At 49.9% G+C, this 15856-nt stretch carries 13 protein-coding genes, 2 tRNA genes and 1 other RNA gene; 7 read left to right on the forward strand and 9 right to left on the reverse strand.

The annotated features are described in order from the left end of the window. The first annotated feature begins 24 nt into the window (after nt 1-24). Nucleotides 25-1044, forward strand: a complete 1020-nt coding sequence (locus ACQ9LF_RS01910) for an SIS domain-containing protein (RefSeq protein ID WP_462487671.1) — start codon at nt 25-27, stop codon at nt 1042-1044. Between the two features lie 65 nt (nt 1045-1109). On the opposite strand, the gene ACQ9LF_RS01915 is transcribed toward ACQ9LF_RS01910, so the two are convergent. Next, nucleotides 1110-1652 carry a cysteine hydrolase family protein gene (locus ACQ9LF_RS01915; RefSeq protein ID WP_462487672.1) on the reverse strand — a complete coding sequence of 181 codons (543 nt, stop codon included), beginning with the start codon at nt 1650-1652 and terminating at the stop codon, nt 1110-1112. Between the two features lie 165 nt (nt 1653-1817). On the opposite strand from ACQ9LF_RS01915, the gene ACQ9LF_RS01920 reads away from it, so the two are divergent. The 4 genes from ACQ9LF_RS01920 to ACQ9LF_RS01935 all read left to right on the forward strand — a co-directional run bounded on the left by ACQ9LF_RS01920 (nt 1818) and on the right by ACQ9LF_RS01935 (nt 3122). Beyond that, the gene (locus ACQ9LF_RS01920; RefSeq protein WP_462487673.1) at nt 1818-2330 is read left to right on the forward strand and encodes a nitroreductase family protein; all 513 of its coding nucleotides are present in this window, start codon (nt 1818-1820) and stop codon (nt 2328-2330) included. A 91-nt stretch (nt 2331-2421) separates the two neighbouring features. Then, nucleotides 2422-2492: transfer RNA gene (locus tag ACQ9LF_RS01925), tRNA-Ala, on the forward strand. 100 nt (nt 2493-2592) lie between these two features. Continuing rightward, a tRNA-Val gene (locus ACQ9LF_RS01930) sits at nt 2593-2666 on the forward strand. 276 nt (nt 2667-2942) lie between these two features. Continuing rightward, nucleotides 2943-3122 carry a hypothetical protein gene (locus tag ACQ9LF_RS01935; protein WP_462487674.1) on the forward strand — a complete coding sequence of 60 codons (180 nt, stop codon included), beginning with the start codon at nt 2943-2945 and terminating at the stop codon, nt 3120-3122. 114 nt (nt 3123-3236) lie between these two features. Here the strand turns inward: ACQ9LF_RS01935 and ACQ9LF_RS01940 are convergent, their stop codons facing one another. Then, nucleotides 3237-5870 carry a right-handed parallel beta-helix repeat-containing protein gene (locus tag ACQ9LF_RS01940; protein ID WP_462487675.1) on the reverse strand — a complete coding sequence of 878 codons (2634 nt, stop codon included), beginning with the start codon at nt 5868-5870 and terminating at the stop codon, nt 3237-3239. 637 nt (nt 5871-6507) lie between these two features. After that, nucleotides 6508-6862, reverse strand: a transfer-messenger RNA (tmRNA) gene (gene ssrA, locus ACQ9LF_RS01945). 207 nt (nt 6863-7069) lie between these two features. On the opposite strand from ssrA, the gene ACQ9LF_RS01950 reads away from it, so the two are divergent. Then, nucleotides 7070-8194 (forward strand): lactonase family protein, encoded by a 1125-nt coding sequence (locus tag ACQ9LF_RS01950; protein WP_462487676.1) that lies wholly within the window; start codon nt 7070-7072, stop codon nt 8192-8194. A 15-nt stretch (nt 8195-8209) separates the two neighbouring features. Here the strand turns inward: ACQ9LF_RS01950 and ACQ9LF_RS01955 are convergent, their stop codons facing one another. The 6 genes from ACQ9LF_RS01955 to ACQ9LF_RS01980 all read right to left on the reverse strand — a co-directional run bounded on the left by ACQ9LF_RS01955 (nt 8210) and on the right by ACQ9LF_RS01980 (nt 14162). Beyond that, nucleotides 8210-9751, reverse strand: coding sequence for a GNAT family N-acetyltransferase (locus tag ACQ9LF_RS01955; RefSeq protein ID WP_462487677.1), 1542 nt, complete (start codon nt 9749-9751; stop codon nt 8210-8212). Nucleotides 9752-9768: 17 nt separating this feature from the next. Beyond that, complete coding sequence (locus ACQ9LF_RS01960) at nt 9769-10257, reverse strand: hypothetical protein (RefSeq protein WP_462487678.1); 489 nt, start codon at nt 10255-10257, stop codon at nt 9769-9771. Then, nucleotides 10254-11249: a D-alanine--D-alanine ligase family protein gene (locus tag ACQ9LF_RS01965; RefSeq protein WP_462487679.1), complete on the reverse strand. Its 996-nt coding sequence runs from the start codon at nt 11247-11249 to the stop codon at nt 10254-10256. The genes ACQ9LF_RS01960 and ACQ9LF_RS01965 overlap by 4 nt, the downstream gene beginning before the upstream one ends. Before the next feature lie 154 nt (nt 11250-11403). Next, nucleotides 11404-12783, reverse strand: a complete 1380-nt coding sequence (locus ACQ9LF_RS01970) for a KamA family radical SAM protein (RefSeq protein WP_462487680.1) — start codon at nt 12781-12783, stop codon at nt 11404-11406. Nucleotides 12784-12810: 27 nt separating this feature from the next. Continuing rightward, nucleotides 12811-13470: a TetR/AcrR family transcriptional regulator gene (locus ACQ9LF_RS01975; RefSeq protein ID WP_462487681.1), complete on the reverse strand. Its 660-nt coding sequence runs from the start codon at nt 13468-13470 to the stop codon at nt 12811-12813. 167 nt (nt 13471-13637) lie between these two features. Next, a complete protein-coding gene (locus ACQ9LF_RS01980; RefSeq protein ID WP_462487682.1) occupies nt 13638-14162 on the reverse strand; it encodes a hypothetical protein in 525 nt (174 codons plus the stop codon). Nucleotides 14163-14461: 299 nt separating this feature from the next. On the opposite strand from ACQ9LF_RS01980, the gene ACQ9LF_RS01985 reads away from it, so the two are divergent. Then, a complete protein-coding gene (locus ACQ9LF_RS01985) occupies nt 14462-15856 on the forward strand; it encodes a hypothetical protein (protein ID WP_462487683.1) in 1395 nt (464 codons plus the stop codon).

A 15856-nucleotide genomic window follows, 5' to 3' on the forward strand; every position in this document is an offset into this window, starting at 1 on the left:
ACCACATTTAAATAAGGAGTATCTATGAATCTGCAAGACCCGAAGTATGCAAAACACGCGCTGGTCCAGGAGATGATGGAGACGGTGCGAGTCGTAAAAAACTTCAATCCCAACCAGACGCGGGAGATTGCCGGGCGGATTCACACCGTCGGCAGACTGCTGCTGACCGGCGAAGGCTCCAGTCGAATCTTTCCGGCCAAAAACACCATTCGCAAATCGCTCAAATGGGGACTGGGGCTGAATATTTTTACCGACGGGTCGCGTCAGGCCGCCCAGTATGACCTGACCAAATTTGCCGTCTTCTGTGCCTCCAATTCCGGACGTACCAAAGAGGTTGTGTTGCTGGCCAAGAAGCTCAGAGAAATCCACAATGACAACCGATTTGGTCTGACCGCCAATGCAGGCACCCTGCTGGAAGAAGCCTGTGCCCAGACTTTCGTGCTGACCTGCGGCTGGGAACAGGCTGTGGCGGCAACCAAAAGCGTTATCGAACAAGCCTTGTTTTATGAATCCATCATCCGTCATATCTCCGGCACCATTTCGGGCTTAGGCTGCGCGGAACTGGCCGGCAAGATAGAAACCGCCCTGACAATGGCCATTCCCGACGAGATCATCACCGCAGCCGTAAAAGCTCCGACGATTTATTTCGCCGGGTACAATGATGGTGTGGCCGAAGAGCTGACGCTTAAAACCAACGAAATCACCCGCAAAAAATCCGATTTCCTCGAAGGCACCTACGCCGTTCACGGAATCGAAGAAGTGATGGACCCCAATGACATCGTATTCGTGGTGGACCCCATCGACGAAGAAATGGATAAATTCCAGGAGGTGCTGGTCAAAGGTGTCGGGCTTAAAGTCATCGCCATCGCGAACCGCGAAACCCCATTCCCCACCATCCGCGTTCCTGATGCGGGCGAAATGACGCCGTATATCTACTTGAGCGCCGGATGGAATCTGCTGACTGAAATCGGTCTGGCCTCGGGGATCAACCTTGATAAACCACAACGGGCACGCAAAGTCGGCAACGAACTCATCGTATCATAGAAGCCCTGCCGCAAGTCAAACAAGGGCAGACCTGGAACTGTAAGCGTTTGACACAACAGACGCGTTTACAGTTCCAGGTGTTTTAATGCCGTTACTTTGGCGAATCCATACGCCAGTGCAGCCATAAATGCAGCGTGCACTTTGGCCGCCTCTACAGTAACGCCGTTGAATTCCAGATTGCGTGTTGTACAGGCATCTTCAACCACCGTACAATGATAGCCCAAATCAAACGCCGCACGCACTGTCGTATCAATGCACATGTGACTCATGGCCCCGCAGACAATCAGCTCCCTGACACTCATCGCCTGCAGTTTCTCATGGAGAGTCGTACCCCGAAAGCTGTTGGCATAGTTTTTTTGAATCACCATCTCACCCGGCAGCGGCGATACGGAAGAATGAATATGAATACCATCGGTACCGTGATGAAATGCTGGCGCCCCCGGCCTGACAGAGATATGCTGGATATGAATAATCGGCAACCCTTTCTGCCGGCACTTCATTAGAAGCGCTCCGGCATGACTTGCCATCCGTTGTGTGTTGACCAGCTCCATCTTGCCGCCGGGAAAATAATCATTTTGGATATCTACCAGCAACAATGCTTTGGCCATGTCTTATTCTCCTAAAAAAAGAGCTTTTCTCTATTCAACCTACTCCATCACAACACAAAAATCCAGCGAAACCTGCCAAAAACCTGATAATCGTCATAGGGCAGAATTGACAAGGACTCAAAAACCTGCAATATAGATAGGGATTGATTGAAAGGAGAAACCAAAATGAATCTTTTCGAAGCCATCAAAAAACGATATTCATGCCGGGCCTATCAGGATAAGCCTGTCGAGGCTGAAAAGTTAAATGCCATCCTGGACGCTGCCAGGCTGGCTCCTTCGGCTCGCAATTTCCAGGATTGGCGGTTTGTGGTGGTCACAGATGCAAACACCCGCAAAAACCTGGTTTCTGCCTGCAACAACCAGGCTTTTATCGGACAAGCCCCTGTTGTGCTCGCTGGCTGCAGCACGCTGCAATACCTGATGCGGTGCAGTCAGTCAGCCGGTCCAATTGATGTCGCGATTGCCATGGAGCACATCGCCTTGGCTGCAACCAGCCTGGGATTGGCGACCTGCTGGGTCGGCTCCTTTTACCCGGATCAAATCCGCGATATCCTGCAAATTCCGACCCACATTAGCGTCATTGAATTGATGGCTCTCGGCTATCCGGCAGATCAACCAAACGAACCCAAAAGGCTCAGTTTGGATCAGATCGTTTGCCGGGAAAAATGGACTTTTTAGCCTTTTTGGCACCACAGGGTCAATTTTCAGTTGAAAGTCCGGCCCGTTTCGCTACAATGCTGGCCTGCCTGCTGGATTTGTCCGGCCAGTCGGGGCTGTCGTATAATGGGAGTACGCCGCGGTCGCATCGCGGAGATGAGAGTTCGATTCTCTCCAGCTCCATTTCCGAAGAAAACCTGATACAGTTCAGGGATAACCCGCCGGATTAACAACTGTGTTCGTTTTTTTCAATTTCCCACAAGTGGCCGATTTTAGCCCTTGCGGGCGGTTAGCTCAGCTGGTTAGAGCGCCTGCCTTACAAGCAGGAGGTCACAGGTTCGAGTCCTGTACCGCCCAGTGATGTAAAGCATTACAAAAGAAGGATTTACAAATACAATTCTTTCTACACCTAAATAAGCTTGAATCCATTTTATGACAATTTTTATGACAAATGGAGGAATTTATGGATAGAAATAATATGTCTATCGGTACGATTTTTTTAAATCATGGCCGGTATTACTGGCGGGGAATATTGCCTGGGGAAACCGAGCGAAAAGCAATCCCCTTAAAACCAATCGGCTCCAATCATGCCACAAAGATTTGGGGGTAGCCAGGGCCCTGGCTCAAGAATGGTTGGTTAAGCACATCTACACGACCAAAGACGTCAAACAGACCCAGGCGAAAGAAATTGCGTCAGCAAAGTCCGTCAAAACCGCCAAGGCGGCTTTGGGCCATCAACGACTTCAGACCACCGAAATCTACGCCGAAAAAGATATGCGGCGGGCGATTGAGGCAGCCAGGAAATATGGATAATGCCTTTATAGAAAGCCCTGAAGTGTTCAAGGCTGTTGATACGTTTTTAAAGACAAAGCCAGAGATTTTCATCCCTGGCTTTGTCTGACAACTCACATCCCCCTCACAACGCGATCACGGACATAATTGCTGGTAAATGTAATCGCATGTCAGCCATTCGTCGGCCATAATCGCAAAATCGGCCAGATTCACCAGACAATCCTTATTGATATCCGCTTTCTGCTTCAGGTTGCAGTTCGGGTCATACATAAAGGAAACCAATTTCGGGTTGTTTGCTTTAATTTGCGGAACACAGGTCTCAAACCACTCCACCACCTGCAGCGGATTGGATTGTACCCGCAAATCCAGTAATGTTGTCAGGCAGTCTGTCAGCGGGCACAGGTCGGTAATCTTGTTGCTATACAGGTACAGGTTTTGAAGATTCGTCTGTTCACAGAAACCTGGAATGCTGATAAGCCCATTAGAGTGCAGATACAAGGATTTGAGGCTCGTTAAGGTTGCAATTGTGGACTGCCAATCTCCGCCGCCCAGCTGGTTGCCTCCCAGATACAGATTTTGCAGCGGCAGATTTTTCAACGGACTGATGTCGACAATCTTGTTGCTCGTCAGATTCAACGAGGTTAAATTGAGAGCATATTCCAATCCTTCCAGACACACAATGTTCTTGCCGGTAGCGGTCAGTGAGGTCAGGTTCAGCATATCATTGGGGGTGGGATCGGTCAAGCCCAGCGAGGCTTCCACGGCAGCCTTGAGATTGGCATCGCAAAACGCAACCGGCCCCTGCAGATTCAATTCATAGGCACCCATATCCACAATGGGATCGCCAGGATTTGCGGCTACGCCGGTATCGGGCGTATCGGGGTCATCCCAAAATCGCGGCATGCCGTCGAGGTCAGTCGTCAGTTCCGCTGGCACCAGCGTATTATTCCCGGCATCGACGCAGGGAGAGCCTTTGGTCAGCCGCAGGTTGTCGTCCGGCGTGCCGGGAATCCAGTCATCGCCCAACGGATTGGCAAATTGAGGGTCGCTGCCGATATTGCCATTGCCGACATAAGTGCTGAGACCCTGGATACAGCTATATTGTATGGTGTTGGTGCCGCCATAAATCTGTGCGGATTCGCTATAACTGCCGCCTCCGGTATCCGCATTACCATATAAGATGCAGTTTTGCAGTGTATTTGTGGAGCTCCCGTGATTTGTATATAAAGCACCTCCTACACTTACTGATATATTATTGTAAAAGGTACTATTTACAAATTTAACATAGGTATAACGATTTCCTTCCCAATAACCAACATAAGTATAAAAGTTCGCTATTGCTCCACCACAAGCTCCACTACCTGTTACATAATTTCCGGAAAAAAGACAATTCAAGCCCGTTAGATAAGCATGTTGCGTACCGTTGCCTTGGGCCTGATTGGATATCGCTCCACCATGCGACGCACTGTAATTACCGATAAAACTGCAACTAATCAATTTTGGATGGCTGGCAGAATTATAAATCGCTCCACCCTGTGATGCCGAGTAATTGTCATGAAAGAGACAACGTGTCATTTGCGGACTGCTGCCAAATGTATAAATCGCTCCACCTACATTTGAAGTGGCATCATTACTAAGAAACTTACAGAGATTCATTACAGTATCAGAAACATGGTTATAAATAGCACCGGAATGCGCAGAACGATTAGCATTAAAGGTGCAATTCTCTATGTAATTTTTCCCATAGTTCAAGAAGCATGCCCCTGCATAATCAGTTGAAGAATTTGTGCTAAAAGTGCAATTGTAGAATTTGACTTGACAGGTATCGAGCCACACTGCCCCCCCCTGCGTTGCAGAACTGTTGGAAAATGAAGCATTAGTGATTGTTGGAGAGCTGTTATCTAAACCTGCCAACGAACCACCATAGACAGCATAATCGTCTGAAAAGTTGGTATTGAAAACAGTAGGGCTTGATTTGTCCAGATACAGTCCTCCAGCATAGTTTGTTGCATAATTTTGGGTAAGAGTACAATTATCCAATTTCATGTCCGCGCCTGCATTAAGCAGGGCGATAGCTCCTCCCCGGTCGGCGCAAAAGTTTGTCATAAAAGTGACGTTGGTCAAGGTGGGTTTACAATTGGCACCTGAATTATACCATGCTCCACCGCGTGAGGCTGCAGCATTGCGGGTGAACAGGCAATTGGTAAAGGTGGGGCTGCCGTTGGTGATGTTGTACCAGCCGCCGCCATACCCAAGGGTGTCAGCACCATTGGCCTGACCGCCGGTAATGATGAGGCCATCCAACAGGGTTGGCGAGCCGCATAGGGTACTGTAGATCACATGGTAGCTGTTGTCTGCACGGGTGGCATCTGTCAGCAGGTTTTGTACGAGTGTGTCGGGGGCGTCATCACCATTGAGGTCGCCGCTGAGAAACGTCTTGTTTGCCTCCCAATCACGGGTGCTGCCTCCTCCGGCAGGATAGCCGCCCATGATCTTGACCAGATTTTTCAGGACAAACGAGACATTCCGGTCGCCAAGCGTTACGGATTTGCCCCGATCCGGCTGATAAGTTCCGGCCGCAACGCGGATTTCGTCATTGGCGACAGCCGCGGCTAGGGCGTCCTGGAGATAGACATAAGCATTCGTCCAGCTTGTTCCATTGTTGCTGCCTGTGGCGCTGGCATCGACATAAATTGTCTTAGCCCGGACCATCTGCGTCATTAGCAGTACTGCAATTACTACACACCTGGTTCCTGTCCACTTTTTCATGTTCTCGCCTCCATTAATAAAGTGACTGTTTACGGGTAATTTGGCTGTATCGGAGTAATGTATCCTGCCAATAAACCCTTTTAGTTCGACAGATATTTCCCAGTTGAATGATAGAAATTGCGTGTTGATCCTGATGATGCAAACAATCTTAGTATTCATGATGACATAGTCAAAGAAAAAAAACTTCCTTAATGCCTAATCACTATAAAAATGCACAGTTTTTCATAATCATTAGGTATTTATACCGAAGTGACTTAATCCGTAAAATTGCTTATAGACTCAATCGAACATTACAGAAAAGTCCTCAATTTGCTCGATAGACAATGAAGAAAACAGGGACTATCGCATTCAGAACATAGACATTACCGTGGTGTTAAGACAGGTATCGATTGAATCGGAGACAAACTTGAACGGCGTGATTCGTGATTAATAGGAAAAGCAGGGAGACCCTGACCAGCTCGAGAGCTACTCAAAGAATGTGCGATACTTTCCTGACACAACCCCCATCATGCTTCTCGATCGTGGATATGCAGGAGCAGGAATGAGCCGCACACTCCTGGACCACGTGCAGGAGTAAGCTACACGCCCCGCCTGTCAAGAGCACTTACGCGATCCCGCCAGACAGGCGTGTCAGATACACTGGAGGCGAGGGGATTCGAACCCCTGTCCCGAGATATTTCAGGCCGGTCTTCTACATGTGTAGTCGTTATTTTGGGATTCGCCCAACGGCACGCCCAACGACAGGCTTGCCGCATCGCTATTTCGCAAAGGATTTCGCCTTGGCACTGCGAAAAGGCACCTCAGCTATCCCGCTGGTCGTCGCAAACGGCAAATTCGCGGGAAAACCTGCCGATGCGGGTTGCGTAATTTACGCAGCCATTTGGTACTGGTAGTTGCCAGTTAAGTTTTTTAACGGATATTTAACGAGGCCAACCGTCATCCTCGACACGCCAACCGACCGTCAACTTATCCGGTCGAAGCCTTTCGCCCCCGATATGAACCTATATTATACGATATAATTTGGGCCGGAGCAAGAGTGACACTGAATTTAACATATCCATATTCACCACAGAGACTTACAATCCATGTCGAGCCTATTTTCTTGATTTTTCGCCGTATTTTTGGTATAAAATCAGGTATTATTCCGGGCAAATTTCTGCATATCCCCGGAGGGTGATAGTTTTTCGAGGAGAGTAAAGATGACATTTCGAACTGTGGTGTTGTATTGTCTTGTTTTAGCCATACTGCCGTGGACACGGCCTGTTCAGGCGGCGCCATATCAGATTATCATCTGTGAGACCCCGATGGGTGCCGGTGGAGGTCAGGGGGTTCGTCGGTATATGGTGTTCGATACATACGGGGCGATTATCCAACTAACGCCGATACCGGGTTCCATGCTGAACGATCCTTCTTCGGCGGCCCTGCGCAGCCCAACGGAATTGTTTGTTTCCAATCGCGCCGCTCACACCGGCAACAGCTCCATCTCGCGGTTTGATCTGTCCGGCTCGTTTTATCAGGCAGCAGGCACGATTACCGGCAACGACGTCACAGACTGCCATCAACTGGCATTCGACCCGGTCACCGGGGAACTGTTTCAGACCAACTGGAAGACCGGCAAGCTGTCGCGATTCTTATTTGATGGCAGCGGCAATGCGATTGCCAATGGTTACATCCAGATGCCCGATGGCAATAAAATGCTGGGGGTTGCTGTCCGCCCTGCCGACCAGCAGTTATTTGTCAGCGATTATGATTATGTCCGTCGGTTCACGCGAAATCCCGACGGCAGTTATACGTTTGTCAGTAATTTCAAAGTACAAACGGGTGAATTGTATCATTTTATGAAATTCCACAATGATGAATTGTATCTGGCAGCGTTTGCGACCAACCGGGTGCTGCGGTTTTCGTTTGATGCAGGCGGTGTCCCTGCTCTGAAACAGACAATTGATTCGCCCGGAGCGGTGGACATGGATTTCAGTCCCGATGGACAGGAGATGTTTGTCAGCAATCATCGCGTCGGTGGCTTGTACCGCTATCGCTACAATGCCGACAATGACACCTGGGTACGATTCGGCGACCTGATACCGACACCGATGCTGGGAGGCGTGGTGATTAGTCCGACAGTCTGCCCGCTGCGCGGCGACTTATCCGGCGACTGCGATGTGGATATGGAAGACCTTGCGATCTTCATTTCACAGTGGACGCAGTCGATTGATCCGTATTACTGCACGCTCTCAGCCAACCTGATCGGCGAGGACTGCACCGTTCAACTGGACGATTTCGCAATATTTGCCGCCGACTGGATGGAAGGATTCCCGGCCCTGTAACAGAAGCCCAATCGATTAGCTTGTTTTGGTATAGATAATCTTGTCATCGCCAACGGCATAGAAGTCTTTGACGCAGGCGGCAACGGTATAGCCGATTTTTTCGTAGAATTTGCGAGTAGGCAGATAGCTTTCTCGACCCGAAGTCTCCACGATAAAGAGCCGGCCGCCGGCGTCGCGGATTTTCTGCTCGGCAAAATCCATCAGTTTTTTACCATAACCTTTACCCTGGTAGGCCGGGTCCACACCCAGCCAGTAAATGTCATATGTCCCCACCGTACAAGGCGTCGGCCCCCAGCAGACCCAACCGACAGTCCGGCCGTCCACGTCCAGAACATACGACTGATAATGTCCGGATTCACCTTTGGCGGCAGCATCGGCAACCACCTCTTCGGCAATCAGCATTTCTTCATGGCGAAAGAATTTCGTTTCATCCAGAAACTGCAACACCGGCTGAACATCCTTCGGCTCTGAAAAACGAATCACCAGTGTGCCGGGTTCGTTCTGCGATTTGACCTGGGCAGACTTTTTCTTTTTGCTTTTGGTGCCGGACTCCATGCGGGACAGAGCATTATCGATACAAAGTTTCACAAATGCATGATACTTGATACCGGCAGCATCAATCGCCGCAGCCAGACCGGCCTGCGGGCTGATATCCGGATTGGCATTGACTTCAAGAATATAAGGGTTGAGCTTTTCATCAAGGCGGAAATCGACCCGGCAATAATCAAAACATCCCAGCACCGCACAAGCTTTAATAGCCATATCACGGATCTTCTGGACCAGTTTGGCCGGAACAGGAGCAGGAATAATCCGCGGGGTGTTATTGAATTCGAAGCTGTCGGGCTTCCATTTGGCCTCATAGCTGACAATCCGCGGCATGTCGGGCGTAAACGCGGAAAAGTCGATTTCCGCCAGCGGCATAACCACCGGCTGGCCATCTTTATACAGAACCGTAATATTCAGTTCACGCCCTTCAATATACTGTTCGACAAGGGCAATCCGCTTGAACTGCGTATGAATCCGCTCGACGGCCTTATCGAGAGCGGCGCCTTTGGTCTTGACAATGCTGGCTTTGTCGATGCCTTCACTGGCGTCGGAGGCGGCGGGCTTGACAAAATACGGCCCGGCAAAATCAGGCTTGGCTTTCTGACCCGGTTCGACGACAATGCCCGGCGGGACAGGCAACCCTGCGGCAGCCAGAACAGCCTTGCTCTGCCACTTATCCGTGGACAGCAGTAACCCGGCGGTGCTGTTGCCGGTACAGGCCTTGCCGAAGGCTTCGCACAGGGCAGGCACACAGGCGGCTTTTTCCGGACAGCCATCGATCGTCTCAACGAAGTTGAATACAACTGTCTCGGCCGCCTGGGCCAGGATGCGCGTCAGTTCACTAACCGACCCGACAGCGGCACTGCGGCAGGCGATTTTGTAATTGTCGAGGGCCTTGACGACCGCATCGACCTGGTCCATCACGCCGACTTCACTTTCCACGCAGCCGGTTTCGGCATAATGGCTGCTGGGGCGAGGATATAAGATTAGAACGGATTGTTTTGCTGACATATAAACCTATATTAAACTCAAATACTCTGTTTTTTTCCAATTCTTAAAAACACAAAACGCAGGCAGAAATAAGATAACACAACTATGATTCCGGCCAGTGGAATCCATGGCAAATTCGGGCAAAACACATTTTGGGTTGATGAGGGATCAGCTTTCGACAGCACAATCATTATTTTCTGATAATTGATTAAAGAAATTCGAAAGTAAGCGATGACGGAAAGCATTGATGCTGTTGACAAAAGAATACTTAACAACAGATGCCGTTTATATTCATCCTGTTTTTTTTGCCAGACATTTAACATATAGAATAAAATAACAAATAACCCAAAACAAAACCAAGAACCCACAACTTTCGTAAAGGCCTCTCCCGCTTTAATCATCACAATGTGAACACCGGGAGGAAGAATCGTGTTCATTACCACAGGAGTGATCAGCTTCGCAATAAAAAAACCAATAATGCCCAGAACACATGCGATAGTCAGATGGTTTTTGTAATAAGAAGTCATTTAACTCGTTCCAACGCGCTCATGACAATTTCCTTAAGCAATTCATGGTAGCTCATGCCCTCCTGGGTGGCAATCATCGGCAAGTCCGAATGGCCGGGATTCATCCCCGGCAGCGGATTGACCTCCATAAACGAAGGATTTCCGTCGGCATCAAGACGGATATCGACCCGGCCGGTATCACGGCATTCGAGTGCCCGATAGCAGGCTAATGCCAGGGCTTCAACTTCCTGTCGTTTCTTATCTTTGGGCATCGGGAAGTATTCGACATATTTTTCACAATACTCCTTGACTTCGTAGGAATAATCCTGGGCGGGAGCATTGGGTTTAATGCGAAATTCAAGCGTCCCGAGAACACGGGCCTTGGGGCCCGTGCCCAGAATAGCTGTGGTAAACTCCCGGCCGGGCAGGTATTCCTCGACCAGAACCGGCTGCTTGAATAGTCCCAGCAGCTTCCTGCATACTGCGGCAAGCTGGGCAGAATCGGTAATCTTGGAGTGGGCATCCACGCCTTTGCCTGTACCTTCGGCGATCGGTTTAGCAAATAATGGATATTTCAGATTGACGGCCGCGACATCCTGTTCCGATTTCACCACACAGGAGGCCGGAGTCGGCAGGCCTGCGGCACGAACCAGCTTTTTGGCAACTTCTTTGTCGAGCGTGGCAGCACAGACCAGAGGATCTGACATCGTATAGGGAATATCGAACAGCTCCAGAATTGCCGGCACCTGCGCCTCACGGCTGCGTCCCTTGACCCCTTCGGCAATGTTGAAAACCAAGTCCCACCGCTTACCGGCCATCAACTCCCGCAATAGGGCCTTGGCATTGCCGATCCGCTGCACCTTGCAGCCCAGTTCAGTCAGTGTCTTAGCAATCGAGGATATCGTCCATTCTGTATCGAATTCAGCGACATGCTCCTCGGTAAAGCCTTCTTTAAGGTAGTCATCCCGCAGGTCATACACAAAACCGACATTTAGATTGTTCAATTGAGTCATTTTCACTTAATCCAGATTTGCCGCAAAAGGCATCCATTATAATTGTGTGGGAAACCCAACCCACTACTTCCATAGTTTATAGGAAAGACAACCTCAGACAACAAAAAAGTCCACGGCCTGAGAATCAAGCCGTGGACGGTGAGGTTTCAGCATACTATTGTCCGAGCAATTCGCTGTTTTCGATGTGATGACAGCAAGCCTGCCGGCGGGCCTGCCGGATGGTACGGGCCGGTTGAATACGGCTGTAGGCACCACTGGCCAGCTCCCATACACCAGGAGCAGTGTCGTGGCTGGGCTCGGCCGTTATTCGGGGGGTATCCCGATGGGCCGGTTCCGGGTACGAAATCAGCATCCCCTCGAAGTTGCGAATCACGGTGTGTGTCGGGCTGGTCGAGACAATATAGTTGGGCAGAACCGGAATCTTGCCGCCGCCATGCGGTGCATCGACCACAAACAGCGGAATTGCCAGACCGGAAACACGGCCGCGGAGATACTCCATAATTTCAATCCCCTTGCTGACCGGCGTGCGGAAGTGCTCCACACCACGGACCAGATCACACTGGTACAGGTAATACGGGCGAACCCGCATCCGGACCAGCATTCGGCAAAGCTGCTCATAAACCCGCGGATTATCATTGACATTCCGCAGCAGAACAGACTGGTTGCCCAGCGGGATGCCCGCATCGGCCAGTTTGCGACAGGCCTCTGTGGATTCGGGCGTAACCTCATTGGGATGATTAAAGTGCGTATTAATCCACAGCGGGTGGTATTTTTTCAGGATGTTGACCAGGTTATCGGTAATCCGCATCGGGAGTACCACCGGCATCCGCGTACCGATACGAATAATCTGTACCGAAGGCACTTTGCGAATAGCCGACAAAATCATGTCGATGGATTCATCGCTCATGGTCAGCGGGTCACCACCGGAAACGATTACATCAGAGATTTCCGGATGAGCTGTCAGATAGGCGGTGACTTGCTCCAGACGACGGGCAGAGATACTGGTCTCCCGTGTGCCGGCAACGCGTTTGCGCGTGCAGTGGCGGCAGTACATCGAACAGGTCGTGGTGGCAATCAGCAAGGCACGGTCCGGATAGCGATGTACCAGTCCGGGAACCGGCATGTCATCATGTTCTTCCAGGGGATCACTGGACAAAAACGGAGGATCGTACAACTCGTCCAGCTGAGGTACACACATCTGAAAGATCGGATCAGACAAATCGACCTTGCGAATCAGCGACGCATAATACGGCGTGATCGCCATGGGGTATTTGCCGATTACCGGTTCAATTGACTGACAGTAAGCCTTGTCGGGAAAATAACCGAACAATTGCTCTGCTGATCGAATCCGATGGCTCATCTGCCATCGCCAGTCATTCCAGCGGCTGTGGGTTTGAATTGAAGGTTTGGGTGCAGCTGTCGCAACCGTGACGACAGCGGTAGTAGAGGGCGGCTCGTCGTCGCTGACAAGCGCCTGTCGAGAGGGAGGCTTGTCTGAAACGTCCGTCGCTTCCACACGAAGTGGTTGACTCATTGTCCGTTTTCCTTAAACCAAAGGTATTTAGTGTGGTTCCTGTTTATTATCTTTGGCCAGAAACCTTGCCATACTATCCACAAAGGCCTTTCGTAAAGGCCGGATACTGTCTGCCATTTCCTCGCGGGACATCCCAATGATCCCAAACGAGAAAAAACCAAATACAAAACCCGCAATGGCACAACTGAGCCGTCGCATCTTAAACGATTCCACGCCCGCAGGCACAAAGGGCCTGACCTGCTTTTCGAGCGTTTCGAGATACCGCAGATACGGGGCTTCAATCGCCCCATCCGTATCCCGGCCCAGCTTGATGAGCATCCGACCCTGAAACAACAGGATATACTGCTCCATGTGCCGGCTGAAAAACTCTACATGTTCGTCAAAGAGCCGTTCCAACAACCCTTCCAGGCTTTGGGACATTCCCGTATCATCGGCTATCCGGGCATTCAACTTTTCCAGTGCATCTTCAATTAATGCCTGCAAAAGTTGACGTTTATCAGCAAAATGCCGGTAAAATGTACCCTTGCCCACATCGGCCTTATCCGTAATCTTTTCAATCGAGGCCGCATCCACTCCGACTTCGCTAAAGACCACCAAGGCCGCATCGAGCAACTTTGTACGTGTTTTACTGGCTCTGCGCTGTGCCCGCCCCATCGGCCAAAGCGTATTTTTATCCGTAACGTTCATAACTGACTATATAGTCACTATCGACCAATATGTCAAGTTTGAACATTTGTTCTTAAAAAAATAGTCAAGATTTTAAAATTTCGTTTTATGGAGTAGTTATACCCCCATTCAACCGGCTTATCAACACTGATAATCCCGATTTTGAAAAATAGCCACAAAAAAAGGGTTCATGGCTTATAATACGGCCCTGTCAGATCGTAAGGAGTATATCCCCCAAATTCAAAGGACATCGTAGTATCGAGATTGATTCGTACTGCGGCACGATTGATAGAATAAGGACTTACATTATTCCTGTATCGTTCCCAGTAGTCATAATTATACAACCACGGTCGGTAAAAAAGCCAATTTTCATAGTAAGACCATGGTCGAATGTCCGTTTCAATAACCACTTTTTCGTTTCCAATCTGAGGTTTTGGAGGTTCCTTGCCCTGATAAAGCCAATTCATTGCCAAAGTCCCGGGAACCGGCAATTGGGTTTGTTTGGTCAATTTTGGCTGATCCTGATTTCTGTACAATAATAGATTATTAAGGTCTTTTTTAACCAAAATAATATTGGGGTCGACTTTGGTCGCCTCTATCCCCACGCCAATCTGGTTCGGTTCGGACTGGGCACGTACAGGAGCATCCGCCAGCCCGGCCGAGAAAACCATGCATCCTAATATACAGTTGATAATCATTCCCATCATAATCATAAACGACGTATTATACTGCGTTTTGTTCCAAAATCAGTACCGAAAACATTTAAAAAATCTGCTGCTATATACGATAATTTACATAGACAGGATACGCCTTCAGATAAGGCAAAAAAGATATAATGAACCTATTAAAAGAACACTCAAAGCATCACCTAAGGATATCACGATTATTTTTCTCCATAATTCAATGGAGTGCGGTTGTCGTCAATCTGATATTGCTGGTCTTTGGACTTTTGGCAGGATTGCCATGGCGGGTGTTGCTGTTGTTCACGATCATCCCGGCAACAGGCATCTTTATGCCTCGGGATTTGCACAAATGGGTCTGGATTTTACTATCGATAGTCATTATCGGGCTTTATCTCTGGGTTCGCAGTCCCGAAGTGAACGCAAGCCAATGGTCCCCTTATGTATATTCCGCGGAGTCTGTGGGGATTAAACGGTCTTTGCATATAGACCCCAACAATGCCGCCATAGAGTATAATGCCCTGTTTGATCGGCACCACGACGATTTATTCACCATCCCCGTCAGTGCCGCAATGGAGGATTGGACACAGAGGTCCCCCTGGGATCAGACCGAGCTGCCCGAACTGGCAGAATGGATGAAACATCTGGAGCCAGAACTTGATGAACTCATGCGGATTACTGCCAAGCCCGTCTGCACATTTGATCCCCCCCTGAATATGAACGAGCTTAATTATCAATACAGACGATTGAACACCACCAAAGCATTTACCCGGAATTTGCTTCGCAGTGCCAATCAGGACCTGTTTAATCGCCGGACAGATGTCGCTATACAAAAACAATATACGATCCTGCGAATTGCCAACCATCTCTGGCAGCAGGGAACACTGGCCGACCAGACCAGCGGCTATTTTATCGAACAAAAGGCCTCCTGGGCCTTGCGGCGGTCGATTATCGACTACGATATCGATGAAGACAGCCTCAACAGGCTCGACATGGGATTACAGGCCCTGGACTCACACTGGCCGGAGGTCTGGGGGGACATCCACCAGGCTCAGAAAGCCCTGACTATCAGCCTGTCCGGATTATTTTATCAGCAGAATTCGCAGGGCCATTTCCGCTTCAGTCGCAATATCCCGGCTGGTCTTCAGGAGCATCTGGGCTATCGCGTCCGCAGGTTTCTGCTGTCCACGGAGTATTCCCGAATGATCGCCCTGTGTCTGGCGTTGGCCATCCCTTCCACCCCGCAGGGAACCGCCAACCTGATTGCAGATCGATTTGACCGCCTGTCGGCCATGGTTCTTGCCGGCCAGGATATCGAAGTCGAAGATGGGCAGTACACATGGCGGGACGGCGTCAATGCCACCTCATTTATCGACTGGTACGCCCGTCAGCAGGTCGCTTATTATTATCCGCTGGCCAGCCAAGACAAGCGATTCAGGCAGGGGCGGGCCGCACTGGGAATACTGATTGCTCTCAAGCGATATCAGCTTAAGCACGGACAATGGCCCGCACATCTGGAAGAGGCGTTTGGATCCCACCCTGTCCCAACCGATCCGGTCAATGGCAAACCGTTCCGATACCTACCCGATAACGAACCGTTTCGACTGTACAGTGCAGGCCCCAACGGTATCGATGACGGCGGTCAGAACGACAATCGCGGCAAAGACGACCTCCTGCTCTGGCCACGCTCACCCACAAACGGCAACAACTGGCCCTTGTCGTTCTAA

The sequence above is a fragment of the Anaeroglomus insulsum genome (genome assembly GCF_050689095.1).
GTDB classification, from domain to species: domain Bacteria; phylum Planctomycetota; class Phycisphaerae; order Sedimentisphaerales; family Anaerohalosphaeraceae; genus Anaeroglomus; species Anaeroglomus insulsum.

What these genes read in the sequence shown, in the direction of transcription:
- ACQ9LF_RS01910 (WP_462487671.1), top strand. Translation starts at nt 25, where the DNA reads ATGAATCTGCAAGACCCGAAGTATGCAAAACACGCGCTGGTCCAGGAG.
- ACQ9LF_RS01915 (WP_462487672.1), bottom strand. Translation starts at nt 1,652, where the DNA reads ATGGCCAAAGCATTGTTGCTGGTAGATATCCAAAATGATTATTTTCCC.
- ACQ9LF_RS01920 (WP_462487673.1), top strand. Translation starts at nt 1,818, where the DNA reads ATGAATCTTTTCGAAGCCATCAAAAAACGATATTCATGCCGGGCCTAT.
- ACQ9LF_RS01940 (WP_462487675.1), bottom strand. Translation starts at nt 5,870, where the DNA reads ATGAAAAAGTGGACAGGAACCAGGTGTGTAGTAATTGCAGTACTGCTA.
- ACQ9LF_RS01950 (WP_462487676.1), top strand. Translation starts at nt 7,070, where the DNA reads ATGACATTTCGAACTGTGGTGTTGTATTGTCTTGTTTTAGCCATACTG.
- ACQ9LF_RS01955 (WP_462487677.1), bottom strand. Translation starts at nt 9,751, where the DNA reads ATGTCAGCAAAACAATCCGTTCTAATCTTATATCCTCGCCCCAGCAGC.
- ACQ9LF_RS01960 (WP_462487678.1), bottom strand. Translation starts at nt 10,257, where the DNA reads ATGACTTCTTATTACAAAAACCATCTGACTATCGCATGTGTTCTGGGC.
- ACQ9LF_RS01965 (WP_462487679.1), bottom strand. Translation starts at nt 11,249, where the DNA reads ATGACTCAATTGAACAATCTAAATGTCGGTTTTGTGTATGACCTGCGG.
- ACQ9LF_RS01970 (WP_462487680.1), bottom strand. Translation starts at nt 12,783, where the DNA reads ATGAGTCAACCACTTCGTGTGGAAGCGACGGACGTTTCAGACAAGCCT.
- ACQ9LF_RS01975 (WP_462487681.1), bottom strand. Translation starts at nt 13,470, where the DNA reads ATGAACGTTACGGATAAAAATACGCTTTGGCCGATGGGGCGGGCACAG.
- ACQ9LF_RS01980 (WP_462487682.1), bottom strand. Translation starts at nt 14,162, where the DNA reads ATGATTATGATGGGAATGATTATCAACTGTATATTAGGATGCATGGTT.
- ACQ9LF_RS01985 (WP_462487683.1), top strand. Translation starts at nt 14,462, where the DNA reads ATGCCTCGGGATTTGCACAAATGGGTCTGGATTTTACTATCGATAGTC.